Source organism: Lentzea waywayandensis (assembly GCF_900115955.1).
Taxonomy (GTDB): Bacteria; Actinomycetota; Actinomycetes; order Mycobacteriales; family Pseudonocardiaceae; genus Lentzea; species Lentzea waywayandensis.
Window position 1 is genome coordinate 870,529 of the sequence record NZ_FOYL01000001.1, and the last position, 26,771, is coordinate 897,299.

General features: G+C 70.8%; 1 protein-coding gene. It reads right to left on the reverse strand.

Annotated features, from left to right (window positions below; translation table 11 throughout):
• Positions 1-36 precede the first annotated feature (36 nt).
• On the reverse strand, positions 37-26,655 hold the full coding sequence (locus BM417_RS03695) for a type I polyketide synthase (RefSeq protein ID WP_093588263.1): 26,619 nt from the start codon (positions 26,653-26,655) through the stop codon (positions 37-39).
• Positions 26,656-26,771: the final 116 nt, after the last annotated feature.

Below are 26,771 nucleotides of genomic sequence, written 5' to 3' on the forward strand. Positions count from 1 at the left end.
CTCCGGGGAGGTGGCCGGCCACGAGGAAACCGACGATCAGTCGGTTTGGCCGTCCAAAGCGGCCTGAATGAGGTCGTCGACGCTCATCTCGTCGATGTCCTCGTCCGCCTGAGCCGCCGCTCCCTTGCCGATGAGGTGCATCAACGGCTCCAGCACGCCGATCTCACGCAGCTGGGCGAGCGGCACCCGTGCCAGCAGGCCGCGGATCTCCGACTCCTCCGTGTCGACCGCGGCAGCGTCCGGGATCAGCTCGGTCAGCACGTGCGTCGCGAGCTCCTCCGGTGACGGGTGGTCGAACACCAGCGTCGACGCCAGTGCCAGACCTGTGGCGGCGTTGAGCTGGTTGCGCAGCTCCACCACCGCGAGAGAGTCGAACCCGAGGTCGCGGAACGGCCGATCGGGGCGCACGGCATCGACATCGGCCTGTCCGAGCACCTCCGCCGCCCGTGTCCGCACCAGCTCCAGCACCTCGTCGAACCGCTTCGCCGCGGGCAGCGCCAGCAGCTTCTCCCGGAACGCGCCCTCCGCGACCGGAGCCTCGGCGGCGGTTTCGGTGGCGAGCTCGCGCAGCAGCGGGTTCGGACGGAAACCACCGGAGAACCTGCCCTTGTCGACCGCCGCCACGACCGCCGTCGCCAGTCCCTCGCCGACGAGTTGCCGCAGGGCGACACACGCCAGCACCGGGTCCATCGAGGCGATACCGGCACGTTTGGCGTTGGCCAGCGCGTCCTCGGTGTCGGCCATGCCGCCGCCACCCCACGCACCCCACGCGATCGACGTCGCCGCGAGACCCTGGCCCCGCCGGCGATCCGCCAGCGCGTCGAGCATCGCGTTGGCCGCCGCGTAGTTCGACTGGCCGGGGCTGCCGACCGACGACGACGCGGAGGAGAACAACACGAACGCGTCGAGGTTCTCGGTGAGCTCGTCCAGCAGCAGTGCCGAGGTGACCTTGCTGCGGAACACCGCCTCGAACCGTTCCGGCGTCATCTTGTCCAGCACGCCGTCGTCGATGACGCCGGCGGTGTGCACGACGCCCGTCAACGGCTGCGGGATCGCGGAAAGCAACGCCTGCAACGACTTCCGGTCGGCCACGTCGCACGCGGCGATCGTGACGTCGACGCCCAGGCCGACGAGTTCCGAGCGCAGCTCGTCGGCTCCTGGCGCGTTCAGCCCGCTGCGGCTGACCAGGACCAGGTGCTCGGCGCCGTTCTGGGCGAGCATCCGGGCGACGTGGCCGCCGAGCGCGCCGGTGCCGCCGGTGATCAGGACCGTGCCGCGCGGCCGCCACTCCTGTGCCGGCACGGGTGCCGGTGCGGCGACCAGTCGCCGGCCGAACAACCCGTTGGCCCGCACCGCGACCTGGTCCTCGCCGTCGAGTCCGGAAAGGACGGCCGTGAGCCCGTTCGCGACCCTGTCGTCGATGACGGAGGGCAGGTCGATCAGCCCGCCCCAGCGTTCGGGGTGTTCCAGCGTGACGACCCGGCCGAGGCCGTGGATCGCGGCCTGCGTCAGGTCCTCGAGAGCCGTTCCGTTGACGGCGGCTCCGTCCCGGGTCGCGCACCACAGCGGCGCGGTGATGCCCGCGTCGCCGAGCGCCTGGATCAGCGCGGCGGTCAGCAGCACACCGGCGGGCGCGCTGCCCTCACCGGCGTCCGCGCGGCCGAGCAGCGACAGCACTCCGGTGAACGACGTGCCCAGCGAGCGCAGTTCGTCCGCGATGGCCTCGCGGTCCGGGGCGGCGACGTCGATCCGGACCACGCTCACACCGAGCGAGTCGATGACCGCGTCACTCCAGTCGTCGGAACCCGTGGTCACCGCGAGCCACGTGCCGGTCAGCTCACCGGACCTGGTGGTGTCCAACGGCTTCCAGGTGATCCGGTGCCGCCAGCTGTCGACGAGCGCGTGGTCGGTGCGCTGCTTGCGCCAGTCGAGCAGCGCCGGCAGCACCTGCGACAGCGCGTCGGTGTCGACGCTCAGGACGTTCTGCAGCGACCCGAAGTCCTCGCCCTCGACCGCGGCCCAGAACGCCGTGTCGTCGCTGGCCGGTGCGGCGGGTTTCGCGGAGCTGACCATGGTCGACGGCCAGAACCGCTGGTGCTGGAACGCGTAGGTCGGCAGCGTGATCTTGCGGCCTTGGGTGCCGAAGAACCCGGTCCAGTCGACCTTCACGCCGCGGGTGTGCAGGCGGGCGAGCGCGCCGACGATCGACTGCTCTTCGTCGCGGTCCTTGCGCAGCAGCGGGATTCCTTCGACCAGACCGGACAACGTGGCGTCCGGGCCGAGCTCGACGAACGTGGTGACGCCGCGTCCGGTGAGCGTCCGCACGTTGTCCGCGAACCGCACCGCTTCCCGCACGTGCCGCACCCAGTACTCGGGGTCGGTCACATCGCCTTCCGCCACCACGGGGATCCGCGGCTGGTTGAAGGTCAGCGACTCCACAGTGGACCGGAACTCGTCCAGCATCGGGTCCATCAGCGGCGAGTGGAAGGCGTGCGAGACGAGCAACCGCTTGGCCTTCCAGCGTTCCGCGATCGCGACGGTGGCGGCTTCCGGTCCGGCGATCACGACCGACTCGGGGCCGTTGACCGCCGCGATGACCACACCGTCGGTGAGGTGCGGCAGGACGACGTCCTCGCCGGCCTGGACCGCGACCATCGCGCCGCCCTCGGGCAGCGCCTGCATCAGCGCCGACCGCACGGTCACGAGCTTCGCCGCGTCTTCGAGGCTGAGCACCCCGGCGACGTGGGCGGCCGCGATCTCGCCGATCGAGTGGCCCGCCAGGAAGTCCGGCTTGAGGCCCCACGACTCGGCGAGGCGGAACAGCGCGACCTCGACGGCGAACAGCGCGGGCTGCGTGGTGCCGGTGAGGTTGAGCGCGTCCTGGTCGTCGCCCCAGATGATGTCCTTGAGGCCGGGTGCGAGGTGGCTCAGGACCTCCTCGAACGCCGCCGCGAACACCGGGAACCTGGCGTGCAGCTCGCGGCCCATGCCGAGGCGCTGCGACCCCTGCCCGGCGAACAGGAACGCGAGTTTGCCGGAGCGCGCCACCTCGTCGCGGACGACCAGGGGGTTGCGGACGTCGGACGCCAGCGCGGCCAGCGCGCCGGTCAGCTCCTCGCGGCTGCCCGCCAGCACGACCGCGCGCTGGTCGAACGAGGCCCGCGTGGTGGCCGCCGAGCGGGCGATGTCGAGCAGGTCGGCGTCCACGTCGAGCAGGCGCGCGGCCTGGTCACGCAGGGCCGACGGTGTCCGCCCGGACACCAGCACCGGCAGCACGTCGAAGTTGTCCACAGATCGCCCAGCGGCCCCTTGACCAGCACTTTCATCCGGTACGCTGGAAATTGGGGGGATCCCCGGCGCTCCCGGCGCTTCCAAGATCACGTGCGCGTTGGTGCCGCTCGCCCCGAAGGAGGACACGGCAGCGCGCCGTGCGCGGTCGACGGCAGGCCACGCCGTGCGTTCCTGCAGCAGCCGCACCGCGCCGGCGGTCCAGTCGACGTGCGAGGACGGCGTCTCGGCATGCAGGGTGCGAGGCAACTCGCCCGCCCGCATCGCCATCACCATCTTGATCACGCCCGCCACACCGGACGCCGCCTGCGTGTGGCCGATGTTCGACTTGACCGCGCCCAGCAGCAGCGGCGCCGACCGGTCCTGCCCGTAGACGCTGAGCAACGCCTGCGCCTCGATCGGGTCGCCGAGCTTCGTGCCGGTGCCGTGCGCCTCGACCGCGTCCACATCGGACGGACGCAGCCCCGACGCGGCCAGCGCCTGCCGGATGACCCGCTGCTGGGCCGGTCCGGACGGGGCGGTCAGGCCGTTCGACGCGCCGTCGGAGTTGATCGCCGAGCCCCGCACGACCGCGAGCACCTCGTGGCCGTTGCGCTGGGCGTCCGACAGCCGTTCCAGCACCAGCATGCCGACGCCCTCGGCCCAGCCCGTGCCGTCGGCGTTGTCGGAGAACGCCTTGCAGCGGCCGTCCTCCGACAGCGCGCCCTGGGCGCTGAACTCGATGAATCCGACCGGCGTCGACATCACGCACACACCGCCGGCCAGTGCCATCTCGCACTCACCGGTGCGCAGCGCCTGGGCCGCGAGGTGCAGCGAGACCAGCGACGACGAGCACGCGGTGTCGACCGAGACCGTCGGGCCCTGCAGGCCGAACGTGTAGGCGAGGCGGCCGGACAGCAGCGACGCGGACTGCGCGGTCTGCCACTCCAGGCCGGTCTCCTCGGGCGACGGCCGGTACTCGCCGCTGCCGCCACCGACGAACACGCCGGTGACGCTGCCGCGGATCGTGGCCGGGTCGACGCCCGCTCGTTCCAGTGCCTCCCAGGCGGTCTCGAGCACGATGCGCTGCTGCGGGTCCATGACCATCGCTTCCCGCGGCGAGATCGAGAAGAAGTCCGGATCGAAGTTCGGCACGTCGTAGAGGAAACCGCCGCTGCGGGTGACGCTCTGTCCACTGTAGAGGGTGGCGAGGTCCCAGCCGCGGTCGGCGGGGAACTCCCCGATCGCGTCGACGCCGTCGAGCAGCAGCTTCCACAGGTCTTCCGGCGACCGCACGTCACCGGGGTAACGGCAGGCCATGCCGACGATGGCGATCGGGTCGTCGGTCAAGGTCCTGGTGACGAACTCGACTTCCTCCGCGCCGCCCAGGAGTTCGGTGAGCAGGTGCGCGGCGAGCTCGTCGGGTGTCGGGTAGTCGAACACCAGCGCGGCGCTGAGCTGCAGGCCCGACTCGGTCTGAATCTGGTTGCGCAGGTCGACGGCGGTGAGCGAGTCGAAACCGAGGTCGCGGAACGGCACGTCCGGCTCGATCGCGCCGGTTCCGTTGTGGCCGAGGACCAACGCAGCCTTCTCGCGGACGAGGGTCAGCAGCGTGCCGTGACGTTCGTACTCGGGCAGGCGTTCGATCACCTGCTTGAGAACCGGCTCGACGACCGCCTTCTCCTGCACGAACCCGCTGAACAGCCTGCTGGGCTGCTGGAACGTGCTCCAGTCGACGTTCGCGACGACGACGTTCGTCCGTCCACTCGCGACCGCGCTGTGCAGTGCCACGATGGCGTTCGGGGCGTCGAGGACCGGGATGCCGCTCATTCGCAGATGCGCGGTCATGCTCTGGTCGGTCGTGCCCTCCCACGGCGAGTACGCGATGGAAGTCGCCTTGAGGCCACGGGCTTTCCGCTGCCGCGCGAAGTCCTCGACGATCGCGCTGTGGGCGGCCTGCTGGGCCTGGCCGCGGAAACCCCAGGTCCCGGCGACGGAACCGAGGACCACGAACGCTTCCAGGTCACGGTCGCCCAGCTGCTCGTCGAGCTGCCGCAGAGAGTCGGCCCCGCCGAGGTGGATCACCGCGGTGACGTCGTCGGTCAGGGTGTCGGTGGTGTTCTCCAACGCCCTGAGCTGCTCGCCCATCGGACCTTCCGCGCCGACGAGCAGGATCTTGCCGGTCGGCGTCCACGGGGCGGTGGCCTCGATGCGACGCAGGCGTGGCACGAACGCGCCTTCGGCGTGGAACGCGACTTCCTGCTCCTGCACCGGAATCGCCCACGTGTCGGTGTCGACGCGGATCAGGCCACCCCAGCGTTCCGGCTGCTCCAGCGCGGCGACGCGACCTTCGCCCCAGACAGCGGGTTCGTCGCTGACGCACCACAGCGGGGCCGTGATGTCGTTCTCGGCCAGGATGTTCAGGATCTCGAACGGGCTGGTGCCGCCCGCCGCGATCACGCCGGCGTAGTCGCCGGGCACGAGGTCCGTGACGGTGTTGCCCGCGAATCCCGTGGTGTCACCGATCGCGAGCCAGGTGCCGTCGGTCGTGGTCCTGACCTGGTGCTGCTCCCACACGACCTCGTACAGCCAGTCGTCGGTGACGGACTTCGGCGTCGTGGTGGGCCAGAAGCGTTCGCGCTGGAACGCGTACGTGGGCAGCGGGATGCGCTTCGCTTTCGTGCCAGCGAAGTACTGTGACCAGTCGACTTCGGCGCCGCGGACGTGCAGCGTGCCGAGGGCGAGGGCGAACGCGCTGACCTCGTCGCGGTCCTTGCGTTGCGTGGCAACGGCTCCGTCGACCATCGCGGCGAGCACGCCGTCCGGGCCGATCTCGACGAACGTGTCGACGTTGTGGAGGCTCTGGACGTTGTCGTGGAAGCGGACGGTGTCGCGGACGTGGTTCACCCAGTAGTCGACGGTCGTGACGTCGCCGGTGGTGGCCATCGGGATGCGCGGCGGGGTCAGCGTGACGGTGGCGATCGCCGCGCGGAAGTCGTCCAGCATCGGGTCCATCAGCGGCGAGTGGAACGCGTGGCTGACGGTGAGCTGCTTGGTCTTCTCGAACTTCTTGGCGATCTTCTGGACCTGTGCCTTGTCGCCGGCGATGACGACGCTGTTCGGGCCGTTGACCGCGGCGATCGACACCTTCTTCGACTTGCCGAGTTGCTTGCGGACCTCGGCCTCGGTGGCGAGGACGGAGACCATCGCGCCGCCCGCGGGGAGTGCCTGCATGAGTGCGGCGCGGGCGGTGACGAGCTTCGCGGCGTCTTCGAGGGTCAGCACACCGGCGATGTGCGCGGCCGCGATCTCGCCGATCGAGTGGCCGGCGACGTGGTCGGGCAGGACGCCGAGGCTCTGCACGAGCCGGGCGAGAGCGACCTCGATCGCGAACAGCGCGGGCTGCGTGGCGCCGGTCTGGTTGAGCCGCTCCTCGTCCTCGCCCCAGATGACGTCCCTGAGGTTCGGGGCGAGGTGGGCGAGCACCTCGTCGAGGGCCTGCCGGAACGTGTCGAACCGCTCGTAGAGCTCACGCCCCATGCCGAGGCGCTGCGAGCCCTGGCCGGTGAACAGGAACGCCGTCGTGCCCGCCTTGCGCGCCACACCGCTCGTGACCTCGACACCGTCGATCAGCAACGCCCGGTGCGCGAACTGCGATCGCGTCGTCGCCGCCGAGAACGCCAGGTCGAGCTCATCGGCCTCGACCCCGCGCAACCGGTCGATCTGCGCGCGCAGCGCATCGGAGGACTTCGCCGAGACAACGACGGGGGCCCCCTTGGGGGGACGCGAAGTCCCCACTCCAATCATCTCACCGGGGTCTGACAGTTCTTGGGCGCCCGGTCCTGCCTCGATGATCACGTGCGCGTTGGTGCCGGACAGGCCGAACGCCGAGATTCCGGCGCGACGCGGACGGCTGCCGGAAGGCCAGGCCGTGTTCTCCGTGAGGAGCGAGACCGGGCCCGACGTCCAGTCGACGTGCGAGGTCGGCGCGTCGACGTGGAGCGTGCGGGGCAGTACGCCGTGGCGCATCGCCTCGACCATCTTGATGACGCCCGCGACGCCGGCCGCCGCCTGCGAGTGGCCGATGTTCGACTTCACCGAGCCCAGGTAGAGGGGTTCGGAGCGGTCGGCGAACGTCGCGAGGAGCGCCTGCGCCTCGATCGGGTCGCCCAGCGTTGTGCCGGTGCCGTGCGCTTCCACGGCGTCGATGTCGCCCACGGACAGACCAGCGTCCGCGAGTGCGTGGCGGATGACGCGCTGCTGCGAGGGGCCGTTCGGGGCGGTGAGGCCGTTGGAGGCGCCGTCGGAGTTGACGGCCGAGCCGCGCACGATGGCCAGGACCTCGTGACCGGCGGCGATGGCGTCGGACAGGCGTTCCAGCACGAGGATGCCCGCGCCCTCGGACCACGCCGTGCCGTCGGCGCCGTCGGCGAAGGCCTTGCAGCGGCCGTCCGGGGCGAGTCCGCCCTGGGTGGTGAACTCGACGAACGAGTCGGGGCTCGACATGACGCTGACGCCGCCGGCGAGCGCGAGAGAGCACTCACCGGAGCGGAGCGCGCGCATCGCCCAGTGCATGGCGACCAACGACGACGAGCAGGCCGTGTCGATGGTGACGGCCGGTCCTTCGAGTCCGAGGACGTAGGACAGGCGGCCGGACATCACCGACGCCGTGTTGCCGGTGGCGAGGTAGCCCTGGATGTCCGGGTCGACGCAGCGGCGCAGGACGTTCTCGTAGTCCTGGCCGTTCGTGCCGACGAACACGCCGGTCGCGCTGCCCTTCAGCGACAGCGGGTCGATGCCGGTGCGCTCCAGCGCTTCCCAGGCGGTTTCCAGCACCAGACGCTGCTGCGGGTCCATCGCAAGCGCTTCCCGCGGCGAGATGCCGAAGAAGTGCGCGTCGAAGTCCGCGACACCGCTCAGGAAACCGGCTTCCAGCGACGCCGACGCACCGGCGCCGAGTGCGGCCAGGTCCCAGCCGCGGTCGGCCGGGAACGAGCTGATGCCGTCTCCGCCGGAAGAGACCAGGTCCCAGAACGCTTCCGGTGACGTCACGCCGCCGGGGAAACGGCAGCCGATGCCGACGATCGCGATCGGGTCGTCGTCGACCCGCTGCGCGATCACCTCGGCGGGAACGTCGCCGACCTCGCCCAGCAGGAAGTCCGCCAGGTCGTAGGGGGTCGGGTAGTCGTAGAGCAGCGAGGCCGGCAGCGTCAGCTCGGTCGCGACCTGCAGGCGGTTGCGGAGCTCCAGGGTCGTGAGCGAGTCGAAACCGAGGTCGAGGAACGCGCGGTCCGGGTCGACGTCGGAGGCGTTGCCGTGGCCCAGAACCGCGGCGATCTGGCCGCGCACCAGGTCCAGCACGGCGCGGTTGCGCTCGGCCTTCGACAGGCCCGCGAGTGCCCTGCGGAACTGCGGCTGCTCGTTCTCGACGACCTTTTCCGTGGTGTGAAAGCGTTTGACCTCGGGCAGGTCACCAACCAGCGGTGCCGGACGCAGACCGGCGAGCGCGGGCAGGAACCGCTCCCAGTCGATCTCGGCGACGAGCACGGCCGCGTCGCCGTGTTCGATGGCCTGCTGGAGCGCCTGCAACGCGAGTGCGGGCTCCATCGGCGTGAAACCGCCGCGCTTCAGGCGTTCCGCGACGCCGCCCGCGACCGCCATGCCGTCCCCGCCCCACGGTCCCCACGCCACCGAGGTGGCCGGAAGTCCTTGCAGGCGGCGGTGTTCGGCGAAGGTGTCGAGGAAGGCGTTGGCCGCGGCGTAGTTGCCCTGGCCCGCGCCGCCGATGACGCCCGCGGTCGACGCGAAGAGCACGAACGCGTCGAGGTTCTCCGTGAGCTCGTGCAGGTTGCGGGTCGCGTGGACCTTGGCGCGCAGCAGGTTCGTGAACGACGTGGCGTCCATCGACTCGACGAGGCCGTCCTCGACGACTCCCGCCGCGTGGAAGACCGACGTGACCGGGTGTTCGGTGAGCAGTGCCGCCAGGGCGTCGCGGTCGGCGACGTCGCAGGCCTTGACGATCACGCGCGGGTCGTCGAAGTCCGCGGTTCCGGTGCGGCTGACGAGAACGACCTGTTCGGCGTCGCGGTCGAGCAACCACTGCGCTACCTGCTTGCCGATCGCACCCGTGCCACCGGTGACGAGGACGCGGCCCGGCCGGTAGTCGCGGTGCAGCGCGCTCGGGGTGCTGTGGATGAGGCGGCGGCCGTAGACGCCGGACGGCCGCACCGCGACCTGGTCCTCGCCTGTGCCGGCCAGCACGCCGGGGATGCGGCGCGCGGTGTTCCAGTCCAGCTGGGCGGGCAGGTCGATCAGGCCGCCCCAGCGCTTCGGGTGCTCCAGCGCGATGACGCGGCCGAGACCCCAGACCGTCGCGCTGTCCGGGTTCGCGATCTGCTCGCCGCCGCCGGCCGACACCGCACCGCGCGTCGCCACCCACAGCGGGGCGTCCTGTCCGGCGTCGCCGAGTGCCTGCACGACAACGGAAGTGCGGACGAGTGCGTCCTCGGCCTCGGCGTTGATCGCGAGCAGCGACAGCACACCGGTGTAGTCGCCGCGGACCTGCTCAGCGAGTTCGGCACGGGTGGTGGCGTTGACTGTAACGGTCTCGACGCCCAGCGCCTCGATCAGCTCGGACGCGTCGTGGTCGGTGATGACGAGCCACGGGCCGGTGAGGGTCGTCGACGTCGTGATCGGCTTCCAGGTGACCGCGTAGCGCCACGAGTCCACAGTGGATTGATGCTTGCGCGAACGCCACTGCGCCAGTGCGGTGAAGTCCTCGCGTTCGACGGCGGCCCAGAAGTCGTCGTCGACGAAGTCTCCGTCGGTGGCGGTCGCGGTGACGGGCTCCGGCCAGAAACGCTGGTGCTGGAACGGATACGTCGGCAGTTCGACCTCAGCCGTGGTGCCCGCGAAGTACGCGGACCAGTCGACGGTCGTACCGCGCACGTGCAGGCCCGCGAGTGCGGTCAGCAGCGTGACGACCTCGTCGCGGTCGCGGCGCAGCGCGGGGACGAGCACGGCCTCTTCGGTGAGCGACTCCTGCGCCATGCCGGTGAGCACACCGTCCGGGCCGAGCTCCAGGAACGCCCGCACACCCTTGCTTTCGAGCTGTGTGACGACGTCGGCGAACCGGACGGCGTCGCGGACGTGCCGGACCCAATAGTCGGATTGGTGAACAATCCCACCAGTCAACAACGGGATCGTCGGATTGTTGAACGAAAGTCCCTCGACGACGGCGCGGAACTCGTCGAGCATCGGCTCCATCAGCGGCGAGTGGAACGCGTGGCTGACCTTGAGCCGCTTGGTCTTCTCGAACCGGCCCGCGATCGCCTCGGCCTCGGCCTCGTCACCGGCGATCACGATGCTGGTCGGCCCGTTGACGGCGGCGATCGAGACGCGCTCGGTCAGCAGCGGCGTGATGTCACTTTCCGTCGCCTGGACGGCGATCATCGCGCCACCGGCCGGCAACGCCTGCATGAGACGGGCACGGGCCGAGATCAACGCGCACGCGTCGTCCAGGCTCAGGACGCCCGCCACGTGCGCGGCGGCGATCTCGCCGATGGAGTGGCCCGCCAGGTAGTCCGGGGTGACACCCCACGACTCCACGAGCCGGTAGAGGGCGACCTCGACCGCGAAGATCGCGGGCTGGGCGTAGCCGGTCAGGTTGAGCTCGGCTTCGTCCTCGCCCCACATCACGTCCCGCAGCGGACGGTCGAGGTCCGCGTCGAGGTAGGCGCAGACCGCGTCGAGGGCGTCGGCGAACACCGGGTAGCGCTCGTACAGCTCACGGCCCATGCCGAGGCGCTGCGAACCCTGACCGGTGAACAGGAACGCCGTGCGGCCGCGCGTGGTCTGCCCGCGCACGACGGCGCTGGACGGCTGGTCGTCGCGCAACGCCGTCAAGCCGCGCACCAGTTCGTCGCGATCGCTCGCGATGACGACGGCGCGCCGCTCGAACGTGGACCGCTTGGTGGCGAGCGACGCCGCCAGGTCGCCGAGGTCCTCGTCGACGTCGAGGAGGCGACCCGCAACCTGCTTGAGGGCCTCGTCCGCGCGTGCCGACAGCAGCACCGGCACAGGTCCGTTCGACGGAATCGACTCCGGCTCGGTCGACTGAGCTGGGGCTTCTTCGAGAACCACGTGGGCGTTCGTGCCGGAGAGGCCGAACGACGACACGCCGGCGCGGCGCGCGTGGCCGGTTTCGGGCCACTGCTCTTCCGCGGCGAGGAGCTTGATGGCGCCCGAGGACCAGTCGACCTTGGTCGAGGGCTGGTCGACGTGCAGGGTCCGGGGCAGCACACCCGCCCGCAGCGCGAGCACCATCTTGATGATGGACGCGACACCGGAAGCCATCTGGGTGTGGCCGATGTTCGACTTCATGGAGCCGAGCAGCAGCGGTTGCGCGCGGTTCTGGCCGTAGGTGGCGAGCAGCGCCTGGGCCTCGATCGGGTCACCCAGGGCCGTGCCGGTGCCGTGGCCGTCGACGGCGTCCACTTCGGACGGTTCGAGGCGCGCGTTGGCCAGGGCCTGGCGGATGACTCGTTGCTGCGACGGGCCGTTCGGGGCGGTGAGGCCGTTGGAGGCGCCGTCCTGGTTGACCGCGGATCCGCGCACCACCGCCAGGATGCGGTGGCCGTTGCGAACCGCGTCGGACACCCGCTCCAGCAGCACCAGGCCCACGCCCTCGGCGAGGGTCATGCCGTCGGCGGCGTCGGAGTAGGCCTTGCAACGGCCATCGCGAGCCAGCGCGCGCTGCCTGGAGAAGCCGACGAACGCGCCGGGCGTCGCCATGACCGAGACGCCGCCGGCCAGAGCCAAGGAGCTTTCGCCGTCACGCAGTGACTGGCAGGCCAGGTGCAGTGCCACCAAGGACGAGGAGCAGGCCGTGTCGAGGGTGACGGCGGGGCCTTCGAGGCCGAACAGGTAGGAGACGCGGCCGGACAGCACGCTGGAGAGCGTGCCGGTGATCATGTGGCCCTCGTCGCCGGGCTGGTCGGAGCCGCCCGCCGAGTAGTCCTGGTAGGAGGCGCCGATGAAGGCGCCGGTCAGGGTTCCCTTGAGCGACTGCGGGTCGATGCCGGCGCGTTCGATGGACTCCCAGGCGGTTTCGAGCAGGAGACGTTGCTGCGGGTCCATCGACAGGGCCTCGCGCGGGCTGATGCCGAAGAAGCCGGGGTCGAAGTTCGCGACGTCGTGCAGGAAGCCGCCCTGCACCGAGTAGGCGCCGCCGGGGGCGTCCGGGTCGGGGTTGTAGAGGGAGTCGCCGTCCCAGCCTCGGTCGGCGGGGAAGCCGGAGATCGCGTCGACTCCGTTCCTCACGACGTTCCACAGGTCTTCCGGTGTGGCTACGCCTCCGGGGTAGCGGCAGGCCATGCCGATGATCGCGATCGGCTCGTCGGACGCGGCGGAGGCGATCACCGGAGCGGTGGACGGGGTGTCGGCGCCGAGGAGTTCGCCGAGCAGGAACTCGGTGAGCGCGAGCGGGCTCGGGTGGTCGAACACCATCGTCGTCGGCAACGTCAGACCCGTTGCGGCGGCGAGCTTGTTGCGCAGGTCGACCGCGGTGATCGAGTCGAAGCCGACCTCGCGGAACGCCCGGTGCTCGGTCAGCGCGTCGGTCGAGGCCATGCCCAGCACGGACGCGGCTTCGGCGCGGACGAGCTCCAGCAGTTGCTGCTCGCGTTCGGCGGGCGGCAGGGTCCGCAGCTTGGCCGCCAGGTCGCTGTCGGAGGTCGTGGCCTGCTCGGCGGCGACGGCGAGAGCGCGCACCTCCGGCAGCTCCTCGAAGAGCGTGCTCGGCCGCATCGCGGTGAAGACCGGGTGGTAGCGGTCCCACGCGATGTTCGCGATGGCGATCTCGGTCTCGTCGTCCTCGATCGCGCGCTGAAGACCGGCCAGCGCCAGTCGTGCCTTCATGAACTCCAGGCCGCTGCGGCGGATCTGGTCGGTGTCGACGCGGCCGAGGCCGATGTCGTCGGACCAGATGCCCCACGACACCGAGGTGCACCTGAGTCCGCGGGCACGACGGTTGGCGGCCAACGAGTTCAGGTAGGCGTTACCGGCCACATAGGACGCGTGGTTGCCCGAACCCCACATGCCGGAGATGGACGAGAACAGCACGAACGCGTCGAGGTCCTCGGTCAGCAGCGCGTCCAGGTGGGCGGCGCCGTCGACCTTCGCGGCGAGGATCTCACTCAGACCCTCCACAGTGGACCCGTCGATCGAGTGCAGTCCGATCACCGCGGCGGTGTGGACGACCGAGCGGATCTCGCGGCCTTCCGCGCGCAGGTCGTTCAGCATGCGTTCGACGTCGTCGCGTTTCGCGATGTCGCAGGCGACGACCGTGGTGGGGGTGCCGAGTTCTTCCAGTTCCGCGACGAGCTCGCGGGCGCCGGGAGCGTCGAGGCCGCGGCGGCTGGTCAGCACCAGGTGCTCGGCGCCCTTGTGCGCGAAGAACCTCGCGACGTGCGGGCCGAGTGTTCCGGTGCCGCCGGTGATGATCGTGGTGCCGCGCGGGGTCCAGTCCGGGCCGGCGGGGTGTGCGGGAGCGCGGACGACGCGGCGGGCGAGCGTGCCGGACGCGCGGATCGCGAGCTGGTCCTCGTCGCCGGCGTTGACCAGCGCCGAGACGAACCGTTGCGCCGCGCGCTGGTCGAGCTGTTCGGGCAGGTCGACGGAACCGCCCCAGCGCTGCGGGTGCTCCAGCGCGGCGGTCCAGCCGATGCCGATCGCCTGCACCTGCGCCGGGTGGTCGACGGTGTCGGAGCGGCCGGTCGAGAGGGCGTTGCGGGAGATGTTCCAGACCGGGGCGTTGACGCCGGCGTCGCCGAGGGCGTTGATCAGGTGGACGGTCAGCAGCAGACCTGTTGGCAGGCCGAGGGTTCCGGGGCGTTCGTCGGTGGGCAGCAACGAGATGATGCGGTCGGTCTCGCTGAGCTTGGCCGCGATCGAGGCGCGGTCGTCGTCGGCGCCGAGGACGATGCGGTGCACGTCGCCGAGCGCGGCGACCACGTCGGTGTCGTCGATGGCGTCGGTGGTGATGACGGTCGTGGCGCCGGTGAGCTTGCCGTTGTCGAGGCCGCGCAACGGCTTCCACGTCGTGCGGTAGCGCCAGGAGTCCGTTGTGGACTGGTCGCGGCTGCTCTGGCGCCAGGTGTTCAGGGCGGGCAGGACGGCGGCGAGCGTGGCCTCGTCGAGGTGCAGGCTCTGGGTGAGGGTGGCGAGGTCGGACTGTTCGACGGCCTGCCAGAACGCGGTGTCCGCCGGGTCCGAGTCGGGTGCCGCGACAGGGTGCTGCGGCGGGCCGATCCAGAAGCGTTCGTGCTGGAACGGGTAGGTGGGCAGGTCGACGCGGGCGCCGTCGAGGTGCCACTTGACCGGGTAGCCGCGGACCCAGACCTCGGCCAGTGACTGCAGGACGCGCTGAAAGCCGCCGATGTCGCGGCGCAGCGTGCCGGTGACGACGCCGCGCCTGCCTTCGAGCGCGTCCTGGACTCCCGGCGTGAGGACCGGGTGCGAGCTGACCTCCACGAACACCTGGTGTCCTGTGCCGATCAACTGTTCGACGGCTTCGTTGAGGTGCACGGTCTGGCGGAGGTTCGTGAACCAGTACTCGGCGTCGGTGTTCGCGTCGTTCCACTCGCCGGTCACCGTGGAGAGGAACTTCGTGTGCGGGGTGAGCGGGGTGATGGTGGCGAGGTCGCGCAGGACGTCCTCGCGGATGTCCTCGACCTGGGCCGAGTGCGAGGCGTAGTCGACCTCGATGCGACGGACCCGCACGCCCTGCTCGACCAGCTTGCCGCAGAACGCGTCCAGCGCCTCCAGGTCTCCCGAGACGGCGACGCTGCGCGGGCCGTTGGTGGCGGCGAGGCTGAGGCGGTCGCCCCATTCGTCAAGGTGTGGCTGGACTTCTGCTGCCGAGAGGCCGATGGACACGATGCTGCCCCGGCCCGACATGACGCGGCCGATGGCCTGGCTGCGCAGGGCGACGACCTTGGCGGCGTCCTCAAGGCTGAGAGCACCGGAGACGGCCGCGGCGGCGATCTCGCCCTGGGAGTGGCCGATGACGGCGTCCGGGGTGACGCCGTGGTGCTTCCAGACCTCGGCGAGCGACACCATCATCGCCCAGCTCGCGGGCTGGACGACGTCGACGCGGTCGAGGCTGCCCTGGTTTCGGATGACGTCGAGGAGGTTCCAGTCGGTGTGGGGTTGCAGGGCGGCGCCGCACTCGGCCATGCGGGCGGCGAAGATCGGCGACTCGTCGAGCAGTTGCGCGCCCATGCCGACCCACTGCGAGCCCTGGCCGGGGAAGATGAACGCGACCTTGCGCTCCAGATCGGCGATACCCCTGGTGTCGGTGCCGTCGATCAGGGCGGCGCGGTGGTCGAAGCCGGGGCGGAGGGTGAGGCTGTAGGCGACGTCGGCCGGGTCGGCGTCGACGGCGCGGATGCCTTCGAGCTGGGCGCGCAGGGCGGAGTCCGACTTGGCGGACACGAGCCACGGCGTCGCTCCGTTCCGCCACGACGTTGCTCCATCCGGCGGAATCGATTCCGATTGGCCGGCCCCCTGGGGGGATCCACCCCCCATCCCCATCATCTCAGGCAGGTCTGACAATTCCTGCGGGCTCGGCGCTTCCAAGATCACGTGTGCGTTCGTGCCGCTGATGCCGAACGACGAGACGGCGCAACGGCGGGCACGGCCGGTTTCCGGCCACTGGGTGGTGTCCTGAAGCAGCGCGATGGTGCCGGGGCTCCAGTCGACGTGCGTGGACGGCTCGGCGGCGTGCAGCGTGCGAGGCAGGACGCCGTGGTGCAGCGCCATGACCATCTTGATGACGGACGCGACGCCCGCGGCGGACTGGGTGTGGCCGATGTTCGACTTCACCGAGCCCAGGAGCAGCGGGCGGTCGGCGTCGCGGTCGCGGCCGTAGGTGTTGAACAGGGCCTGGGCCTCGATCGGGTCGCCCAAAGACGTGCCGGTGCCGTGTGCGTCCAGGGCGTCGATGTCGGCTGTGGTCACGCCGGAGTTGGCGAGGGCCTGCATGATGACGCGCTGCTGCGACGGGCCGTTCGGGGCGGACAGGCCGTTGGAGGCGCCGTCCTGGTTCACGGCCGAGCCGCGGATCACGGCCAGGACGCGGTGTCCGGCGGCGAGAGCGTCGGACTGGCGCATCAGCAGGAGCATGCCGATGCCCTCGGACAGGGTCATGCCATCCGCGGTGTCGGAGAACGACTTGCAGCGGCCGTCCTTCGCGAGGGCGCGCTGGCGGGAGAACGCGATGAGCGGCTTCGGGTTCGGCATGATCGTCGCGCCACCGGCGACGGCGAACGCCGACTCCCCCGTGCGGAGTGACTGGCACGCCAGGTGCATTGCCACCAAAGAGGAAGAGCAGGCGGTGTCGACCGTGACGGCCGGGCCTTCGAAGCCGAACACGTAGGCGACGCGGCCCGACAGCACGGACGGAGAGGAGCCGGTGACCTGGTAGCCCTCGGAACCGCCGTCACCACCGCCGTACTCGATGTAGGAGGAGCCGATGAACGCGCCGACCTTCTTGCCGCGCAACGCCGCCGGGTCGATGCCCGCGCGTTCGACGGCCTCCCAGGTGGTTTCGAGGAGGAGTCGTTGCTGCGGGTCCATGCCGGTGGCCTCGCGGGGCGAGATGCCGAAGAACGACGGGTCGAAGTCGCCCGCGTCCGGCAGGTAGCCGCCGGCGGTGGTGTAGGTGGTGCCGGGGCGATCGGGGTCCGGGTCGTACATCTGCGCCATGTCGAAGCCGCGGTCCGCCGGGAACTCCGTGATCGCGTCGGTGCCGGCGAGCACCATCTCCCAGAACGCCTCCGGGGTGTTCGCGTCACCGGGGAAGCGGCAGCTCATGCCGACGATCGCGATCGGCTCGTCCGAGTCGGCGTTCGCCGTGTAGGTCAGCGCCTCCTCCGCCGAGCCGAGAAGTTCGGCCAGCAGGTGGTCGGCGAGCACGACCGGGGTCGGGTAGTCGAAGACCAGGGTCGCGGGCAACGGCAGACCGGTGGCGTCGGACAGCTTCTTGCGCAGCTCGACGGCGGTCAGCGAGTCGAACCCGATGTCGCGGAACGCCCGGTTCTCCCCCACCTCCTCGATCGAGCTGTGGCCGAGTGTCGCGGCGGCCTCGGCGCGCACGAGCTCGACGAGCTTGCGCTTCTGGTCCTCTTCGGACAGTGAACGGAGGCTCTTCGCGAACTCCGAGTCGTCGCGCTTGATCTCCTCGACGACCGCGAGGGCCTTGACCTCGGGCAGGTCCGACAGCAGCGGCGCCGGGCGGACCGAGGTGAACAGCGGGAAGTAGGTGTCCCAGTTGATGTCCACGACGGTCACGCAGGTGTCGTCGTGCATCACGGCGCGGTTCAGTTCCACGACGGCCTGGTCGGGCTTCAGGAACGTGAGGCCGCGGCGGGCCAGGTTGTCGGACATGGCCTCGTGCGTGGCCATGCCGACCTCGGCCCACGGGCCCCACGCGATCGACGTCGCGCGCAGACCACGGGCGCGGCGGGCTTCGGCGAGCGCGTCGCAGTAGGCGTTCGCGGCACCGTAGGCGGCCTGGCCGCCACTGCCCCACACGCCGGCGATCGAGCCGAACAGCACGAAGAAGTCGACGTCGCCGACCAGCGCGTCGAGGTTGGCGGCGCCGATCACCTTGGCGGACAGGACGTTCGCGAAGTCCGGCAGTTCGGTCAGTTCGAGAGGAGCGTGCTGCGCGGCGCCGGCGGTGTGCACGACACCGGACAGGTCCGCGATGTCGTTGATGACAGCGGCCAGGGCGTCGCGGTCGGCGACGTCACAGGCCACAATGGACACGCGCGGGCCGAGTTCCTCCAGTGCCGCCTTGAGTTCGGCGGCGCCGGGAGCGTCCATGCCACGACGGGACGTGAGCACGAGGTTCTGAACGCCGCGTTCCGCCAGCCACTTCGCGGTCGTGGCGCCCAGGCCACCGGTGCCGCCGGTGATCAGCACGGTGCCGTGCGCGGTGTAGTCGGACGGCAGCGCGTCGACCGGGCGGTGCGCGAGCCGGCGGCCGAGGACACCGGACGAGCGGACGGCCAGCTGGTCCTCGCCGTCGAGTCCGGCGACGCAGGACACGAAGCGGCGCAACGCGTTCTCGTCGGGCACCGCGGGCATGTCGATCAGACCGGCCCAGCGCTGCGGGAGTTCGAGGGCGGCGGCACGGCCGAAGCCCCAGACCGCGGCCTGCGCGGCGGACCGCACCTCGTCCGAGGTCTCGGCGGCGACCGCGCCGGACGTCACCGTCCAGACCGGCGTCCCGACGGACTTGACCAGCAGGATCGACTGCTCCAGACCGGTCGTGAGGACGTCCGAGGGCGACTCGTCCAGCGCCATCAGCGACACGATCAGGTCGCACTCGGGCACGTCGTCGATCGAAGTGACGACGGTGACCTCGGCGCCGTGTGCGGCGAGGACCGCGCGGTAGGGCTCGGCATCGACTGCCGGGGTCGTCAAAACGGCGATGTGGCCGGACAGGACCGGCGTACCCGTGACGCGGACCGGTGCCCACAGCACGCGGTAGCGCCACGAGTCGAGCAGCGACTTCTCCTGGTTGCCCGCGCGCCACGACGACAGCGCCGGGATCAGCGAGTCCAGCGACGCGCTCTGCTCCTCACCCAGCCGGAGCAGGGCCGCGAGCTCGCGGACGTCGCCGCGTTCGATGGCCGCCCACAGCTTGGCGTCGGCCGGATCGGCGTCCGTGTCCGTCACGGCCGGGGCGGTGGAGCCCAGCGGCCAGTAGTACTCGTGCTGGAACGCGTAGGTCGGCAGCGTCACGCGCTGCGCCGGGCCGAAGAAGGTCTTCCAGTCCACGGACACGCCCGACGCGTACAGGCGTCCCAGGGCCAGCGCGACCGACGCCTCTTCCGAACGGTCCTTGCGCAGCACCGGAATCGCCCCGTCGACCAGCGCCGACAGCGCACCCTCGGGGCCGATCTCCACGAACGTCGTCACGCCGGCGCCGCGGGCCGCCTCGACCGCGTCGTGGAACCGGACGGCCTCCCGGACGTGGCGCACCCAGTAGTCGGATTGTTGAACAATCTCCGCGTGGGATTGTTGAACGATCGCATCGTTGGATTGTTGAGCAATCCCACCAGTGAACAGGGGGATCGTCGGATTGTTGAACGAAAGGCCCTCGACGACGCCGCGGAACTCGTCGAGCATCGGCTCCATCAGCGGCGAGTGGAAGGCGTGCGAGACGTCGAGCTGCTTGGACTTGCGATCGTTGAATTGTTCAACGATCCTCCGAACCTCGTCGTCCGCGCCGGCGATCGTCACGGAGGCCGGGCCGTTGATCGCGGCGATCGAGACGCCGGACGTCAGCAGCGGCGTGATCTCGGCTTCCGTCGCCTGAAGGGCCACCATGGCGCCCCCGGTCGGCAGCGCCTGCATCAGGCGGGCGCGAGCCGACACGAGGGTGCAGGCGTCGTCCAGCGACAGCACACCGGCGACGTGCGCAGCGGCGACCTCACCGATCGAGTGCCCCACCACGGCGTTGACCTTCACGCCCCACGACCGCACGAGCCGGAACAACGCGACCTCGAAGGCGAACAGGGCGAGCTGGGCGTTGCCGGTCTGCCGCAGGTCCTCCTCGGAGGAACCCCACATCACGTCACGAACGGGGAGCCGGTCCAGCACCTCGTCCAGAGCGGCAGCGAACACCGGGTAGCGGGCGTACAGCTCGCGGCCCATGCCCAGGCGCTGCGATCCCTGTCCGGAGAACAGGAACGCAACCTTGCCCGGTACGACCTCGCCCTCCACCACGGCGGCGTCGGGGTTCTCCGTCGCCAGCGCGCCCAACGACCGCAGCAGCGACTCACGATCAGAAGCCACCACGGCGGCCCGCTGCTCGAACGCCGACCGCGTCGTCGCCAGCGAGAAAGCCAAGTCGTGCAACGAAACATCAGACGACTCGACATAGGAACGCAGGCGCGCGGCCTGTCCTCGCACGGCACGGCGCGTGCGGCCGGACAGCACCACCGGCACGACGACCGACGAAGACTCGGACGGCGCGACCTCAGCGATCGGCGGCTGCTCGATGATGATGTGCGCGTTGGTGCCCGAGATGCCGAACGACGAGACACCGGCACGGCGCGGGCGCTCGACGGAAGGCCACGAACGCGACGAGGTCAGCAGCTCGACGGCACCCTCGGTCCAGTCGACGTGCGAAGAGGCCTGAGTGACGTGAAGGGTCTGCGGCAGCACGCCGTGGCGCATCGCCTGCACCATCTTGATCACACCGGCCACGCCCGCGGCGGCCTGCGTGTGGCCCATGTTCGACTTCACCGAGCCGAGCAGCAGGGGTTCCGTGCGGTTCTGGCCGTAGGTGGCCAGCAGGGCCTGGGCCTCGATCGGGTCACCCAGGGTCGTACCGGTGCCGTGCGCCTCGACGACGTCCACATCGGACGTCGCCAGGCCGGCGTTCGCCAGAGCGGCGCGGATCACGCGCTGCTGAGCGGGCCCGTTCGGGGCCATGAGGCCGTTCGAGGCGCCGTCCTGGTTGACGGCGGAACCGCGGATCACGGCGAGCACGGGGTGTCCGTTGCGCACCGCGTCGGAAAGGCGTTCCAGCACCACGACACCGGCGCCTTCGGACCAGCCGACGCCGTCGGCCGAGTCGGAGAACGCCTTGCAGCGGCCGTCCGGCGACAGGCCGCGTTGCCGGGAGAACTCGACCAGCGCGGTCGGCGTCGACATGACCGTCACGCCACCGGCAAGAGCCAGCGAGCACTCCCCCGCCCGTAGCGCCTGCATCGCCCAGTGCATCGCGACCAGCGACGACGAGCACGCGGTGTCGACGGTGACCGCGGGGCCTTCCAGGCCGAGGGTGTAGGAGACGCGGCCGGACACAATGGACGGTGAGGTGCCGGATCCCTGGAAGCCCTCGAAGTCACCGCCGGCCAACCTAGCGCCGTAGTCGTTGTACATGACGCCCGCGAACACGCCGGTCTGGGTGCCGCGCAACGAGACCGGGTCGATCCCGGCGTGTTCGATCGCCTCCCACACGACCTCCAGCAGGATGCGCTGCTGCGAGTCCGTGCCGAGAGCCTCGCGCGGGGACATGCCGAAGAACCCGGCGTCGAACTCGCCCGCGTCGTGCAGGAAGCCACCGGAGCGCGAGTACGTCGTGCCGGGGTGGTCGGGGTCGGGGTGGTAGAGGTTCTCGAGGTCCCAGCCTCGGTTCGACGGCAGGCCCGACACGGCGTCGCCGCCCTCGGACACCATCCGCCACAGGTCGTCGGCCGAGCCGATGCCGTCCGGGTAGCGGCAGCCCATGCCGACGATCACGATCGGGTCGTCCGAGACGGCGGCACGAACCTCCGGCGGCACAACGACATCCGTGTCACCGTCGAACAGCTCGTCCAGCAGGTGCGCGGACAGCGCGTCGGGCGTCGGGTAGTCGAACACCATCGTCGCGGGCAGGCGCAGGCCCGTCACCGCGGTCAGCTGGTTGCGCAGCTCGACGGCGGTCAAAGAGTCGAAGCCCAGGTCCTGGAACTGGCGGGACGGCTCGATCTCGTCACCGGAGGCATGCCCGAGCACGGCCGCGACCTGGCCGCGAACGAGCTCCAGCACGGCGTCCGACCGTTCCTCCGCGCCCAGCACCGACAGGCGGCGGATCAACGTGTCCGCGGTCTCCGAACCCGAGGCCGCACGGCGCGTGCGCATCCTGATCAGGCCGCGCAGCAACGGCGGCACCTCGCCACGCTGCCGCAGCGTCGCCAGGTCCAGGCGTGCCGGCACCAACGCCGGCACGGAGGAGGCGACACCGCGGTCGAACAGGCCGAGACCCTGCTCCACGGTCAGCGGCGGCATTCCGGTGCGCGCCATGCGTTCGGAGTCCGCGTCGGACAGCATGCCCTCGACGGCCCAGGCGCCCCACGCCAGCGAGACGGTGTTCGGGCGGAACTCCGCGAGCGCGTCGAGGAAGTGGTTGCCGGCGGCGTAGTTCGCCTGGCCGGCCGTGCCCCAGGTGCCCGCGAGCGACGAGAACAGCACCAGCGGCACGTCCGGCAGCGTCTGCGCGAGGTTCCAGGCGGCGTCGACCTTGGGGCGCAGCACCGTGTGCAGGCGCTCCGGGGTCAGCGACGAGATCACGCCGTCGTCCAGCACACCGGCGCTGTGCACGACGGACGAGATCTCGTGCTCGGCAACGAGAGTGGCGAGTGCTTCGGCGTCCGCGACGTCGCAGGCGACGACGGAGACGGTGGCGCCCAAGGCTTCCAGTTCCGAAACGTCACCCGTGCCGCGACGGCTGACCAGCATGAGGTCGCGCACGCCGTGCTCGGCGACCAGGTGCCGCGCGATGACCTTGCCGAGGCCACCGGTACCGCCGGTGATCAGGACCTTCGGGCCCCAGTCGAGCGGGGTCTCCTCGATCTCGGCGCGGGCCAGGCGCGGCGCGTAGACCTCACCGGCGCGCAACGCCAGCTGCGGCTCCTCGGAACCGATCGCGGCGGCGAAAGCGCTGAGCGATTCGGGGGTGCCGTCCAGCTCGACCAACGCGAAACGGCCGGGCGACTCGGACTGCGCCGAACGCACCAGGCCCCACACCGCGGCCGACGCGAGGTCCGCGCTGCTCGTCACGAAGACGACGCGCTCGTCGCGTTCCTCCTGCAGCAGGCCGAGAACGCGCTCGGTCAGGTCGTGCACCGAGGTGACGACGTCCTCGTCGCCCAGCACCGGCACCACGACGACCGCTGCCTCCGAGGTGCCGCCCAGGCCGAAGACGTCCTCGCCCAGCACGGTGAACGCGGTGTCCGACGCGGGCACCGTCACCGGCACCCAGTCGACCTTGAACAACGAGTCGCGGTCCACAGTGGACTCCGCCGCGACCGGCCGCACCACCAGGGAGTCGACGGACGCGACCGGCGCACCGGCACCGTCGACGGCGGCGATGGCGTAGGCGCTGTCACCGGAACGGGTCAGGCGGACGCGCAGCGAGGAGGCGCCGGTCGCGTGCAGCGACACGCCCTCCCACGAGAACGGCAGTCCGGCCTCGCCCTCGCCGGAGATGATCGCGGCGTGCAGGGCGGCGTCCAGCAGCGCCGGGTGCAGGCCGAACCCGGCCGGGTCGACGCCTTCGGGCAGCGCGACCTCGGCGTAGACGACGCCGTCCTCGCCGCGCCACACCGCCTTCAGTCCCTGGAAGACGGGCCCGTACTCGAAGCCCATCGCGGCGAAGTTCTCGTAGCAGCCTTCGGTGTCGAGAGCGGTGGCGCCGGCGGGCGGCCACACCGTGGTGTCGAAGGAGAGTTCCCGTGCGGGCGCGCCGAGCACACCGATCGCGTGCTGCGTCCACGGTTCGTCGTCGGACCCCTCCGCGCGCGAGTAGATCTTGACGGTGCGGCGGCCGTTCGCGTCGGCGTTGCCGATCCACAGCTGCACCTGGACGCCGCCGCGTTCGGGGACGATCAGCGGCGCGGTCAGCGTCAGTTCCTCGACGCGGTCGCAGCCGACCTCGTCACCGGCGCGGATCGCCAGCTCCAGATACGCCGTGCCGGGCAGCAGGACCGCGCCGCGCACGGCGTGGTCGACGAGCCACGGGTGGGTCTGCCGGGTCAGGCGGCCGGTGAGCAGCGCGCCGTCCTGGTCGGCGAACGACACGGTGGCGGTGAGCAGAGGGTGTTGCGCGGCACCGAGTCCGGCGGCGCGCGGGTCGTGGAAACCGCCGCCGCCCTTGGGCCAGTAGCGCTTGGTCTGGAACGCGTAGGTCGGCAGGTCGACGCGCTTCGCGTTCGTCCGGGCGAAGTAGGCGTCCCAGTCGACCTTGGTGCCGCGGACGTGCAGACCCGCCAGCGCCGCGGTGACGGCCTCGACCTCGTCGCGGCCCTTGCGCAGCAACGGGATGGCGCCCTCTTCGACCAGCGCGGACAGGACGCCGTCCGGGCCGATCTCCAGGAACCGCGTGACGCCGTGGGCCGTGAGCCAGCTGATGCCGTCGGCGAACCGGACTGCCTCGCGGACGTGCGAGACCCAGTAGCCGGCCGTCGTGATCTGCTCGACGCGGGCCTGTTCGCCGGTGACGTTGGAGATCAGCGGGATGATCGGTGCTTCGAAGGTGATGTCCGCGATCGCCGCGCGGAACTCGTCGAGCATCGGCTCCATGAGCGGCGAGTGGAACGCGTGGGAGACCTTGAGCTGCTTGGTTTTGCGGTCTTCGAAGTGCTTGGCGACCTCGAGGGTCTCCGCTTCGGTGCCCGCGATGACGATGCTCGCCGGGCCGTTGATCGCGGCGATGGAGACGTTCGCGGTCAGGTGCGGGGTGACCTCGTCCTCGGTGGCCTGGACGGCGATCATGACGCCGCCTGCCGGGAGGTTCTGCATGAGCCGCGCGCGTGCCTGGACCAGCTTGGCAGCGTCTTCGAGGCTGAACACACCGGCGACGTGGGCGGCGGCGATCTCGCCGATGGAGTGGCCGGCGACGAAGTCCGGCTTCAGGCCCCAGGACTCGGCGAGGCGGTAGAGGGCGACCTCGGTGGCGAACAGCGCGGGCTGGGTGTGGCGGGTCTGGTCGAGGGCTTCCTCGTCGTCGCCCCAGATGACTGCTTTGAGGTCCGGGTCCAGGTGGCCGAGCACCGCGTCGAAGGCTTCGGCGAAGACCGGGAAGCGGGCGTGGAGGTCGCGGCCCATGCCGATGCGCTGGGCGCCCTGGCCGGTGAACAGGAACGCCTGTTTGGTTCGGGAGGCGGTGCCCTGGACGAGGCCGGGCGCGGGGGTGCCGCTGAGGAGGGCTTCCAGGCCGGCGCGGAGGTCGCCGACGATCGCGGCGCGGTGGTCGAACGACGCGCGGGTGGTGGCGAGGGAGTAGGCGAGGTCGAGCGGCTCGGCGTCGACGGCGGCGAGCAGGCGCTCGGCTTGGGCGCGCAACGCCTCACGGGAGCGGCCCGAGACCAGGAACGGCACAGCGCCCACGTTCGGAATCGATACGGATTCACCGGCCCCATGGGGGGATCCACCCCCCATCCCAATCATCTCAGGGAGGTCTGACAATTCCGGGGCGGGCGCTTCCTCGATGATCGTGTGCGCGTTGGTGCCGGACAGGCCGAACGACGACACGGCGGCACGGCGCGGCTGACCGGTGGAAGGCCACGGGGTGTTCGAGGTGACCAGCTGAACCGCGCCGGCCTCCCAGTCCACGTGGGTGGACGGCGCGTCGACACCCAGGGTCTGGGGCACGACGCCGGCGCGGATGGCCATGATCATCTTGATCACGCCGGCCACGCCCGCCGCGGCCTGGGTGTGGCTGATGTTCGACTTCACCGAGCCCAGCAGCAGGGGCTGCTCGGGAGAGCGGTCGCGGCCGTAGGTCGCCAACAGTGCCTGGGCCTCCACCGGGTCGCCCAGGACGGTGCCGGTGCCGTGCGCCTCGACCACGTCGATCTGGTCGCTGGTCAGGCGGGCGTTCACCAGCGCGGACTTGATGACTCGCTGCTGTGACGGGCCGTTCGGGGCGGTCAGGCCGTTGGAGGCGCCGTCCTGGTTGACCGCCGAACCGCGCAGGACGGCCAGCACCTCGTGGCCGTTCGCACGTGCGTCGGAGAGGCGCTCCAGCACGAGCATGCCGACGCCCTCGGACCAGCCCGTGCCGTCGGCCGCGTCGGCGAACGAGCGGCAGCGGCCGTCACTCGACAACCCGCCCTGGCGGGAGAACTCCACGAAGGTCGCGGGGTTCGCCATGACGGTGACACCGCCGGCCAACGCGAGAGACGACTCACCGGCGCGCAGGGACTGCATCGCCAGGTGCATTGCCACCAAAGAAGAAGAGCAGGCCGTGTCCAGGGTGACGGACGGGCCGACGAAGCCGAGGGTGTAGGAGATGCGGCCCGAGATGACCGAGTTCGAGGAGCCCAGCAGGACCATGCCCTCGCCGCCCTCGCCGGGGCCGAGCTGGTAGTCCTGGTTCATCGCGCCGGCGAACACCGCCGTGGACGTGCCCTTCAGGGCGTGCGGGTCGATGCCCGCGCGCTCCAGGGCCTCCCAGGTGACCTCCAGGAGCACGCGCTGCTGTGGGTTCATGCCCAGGGCCTCGCGGGGCGAGATGCCGAAGAAGTCGGCGTCGAACTCGCCCGCTCCCTCGAGGAAGCCGCCCTGGTCGCTCGACGACAGGGCGAGCATCTCGGGATCCCAGCCGCGGTCGTCGGGGAACGCACGGATGCCGTGTTCTCCGTTGACGACCATCCGCCACAGATCTTCGGGACCGCGCACCCCACCGGGGAAACGACAGCCGATGCCGACCACGGCGATCGGTTCCGCCGCGGCAGCCTCGATGTCCTGCAGGCGCCTCTTGGTGCGCTGAAGGTCCGTGCTTGCCCGGCGGAGGTAGTCCCGGAGCTTCTGTTCGTTGTCCATCCCTCAACCCATCTCGAGACGCGACCTGTCAGGAATCCTCGCGTCCGAGCGCCTGGCATACCCCTAGAAACGGACAGGGGCACCCCTACGGCGAGGGGTGCCCCTGAACGGAGAAG

What these genes read in the sequence shown, in the direction of transcription:
- BM417_RS03695 (WP_093588263.1), bottom strand. Translation starts at nt 26,655, where the DNA reads ATGGACAACGAACAGAAGCTCCGGGACTACCTCCGCCGGGCAAGCACG.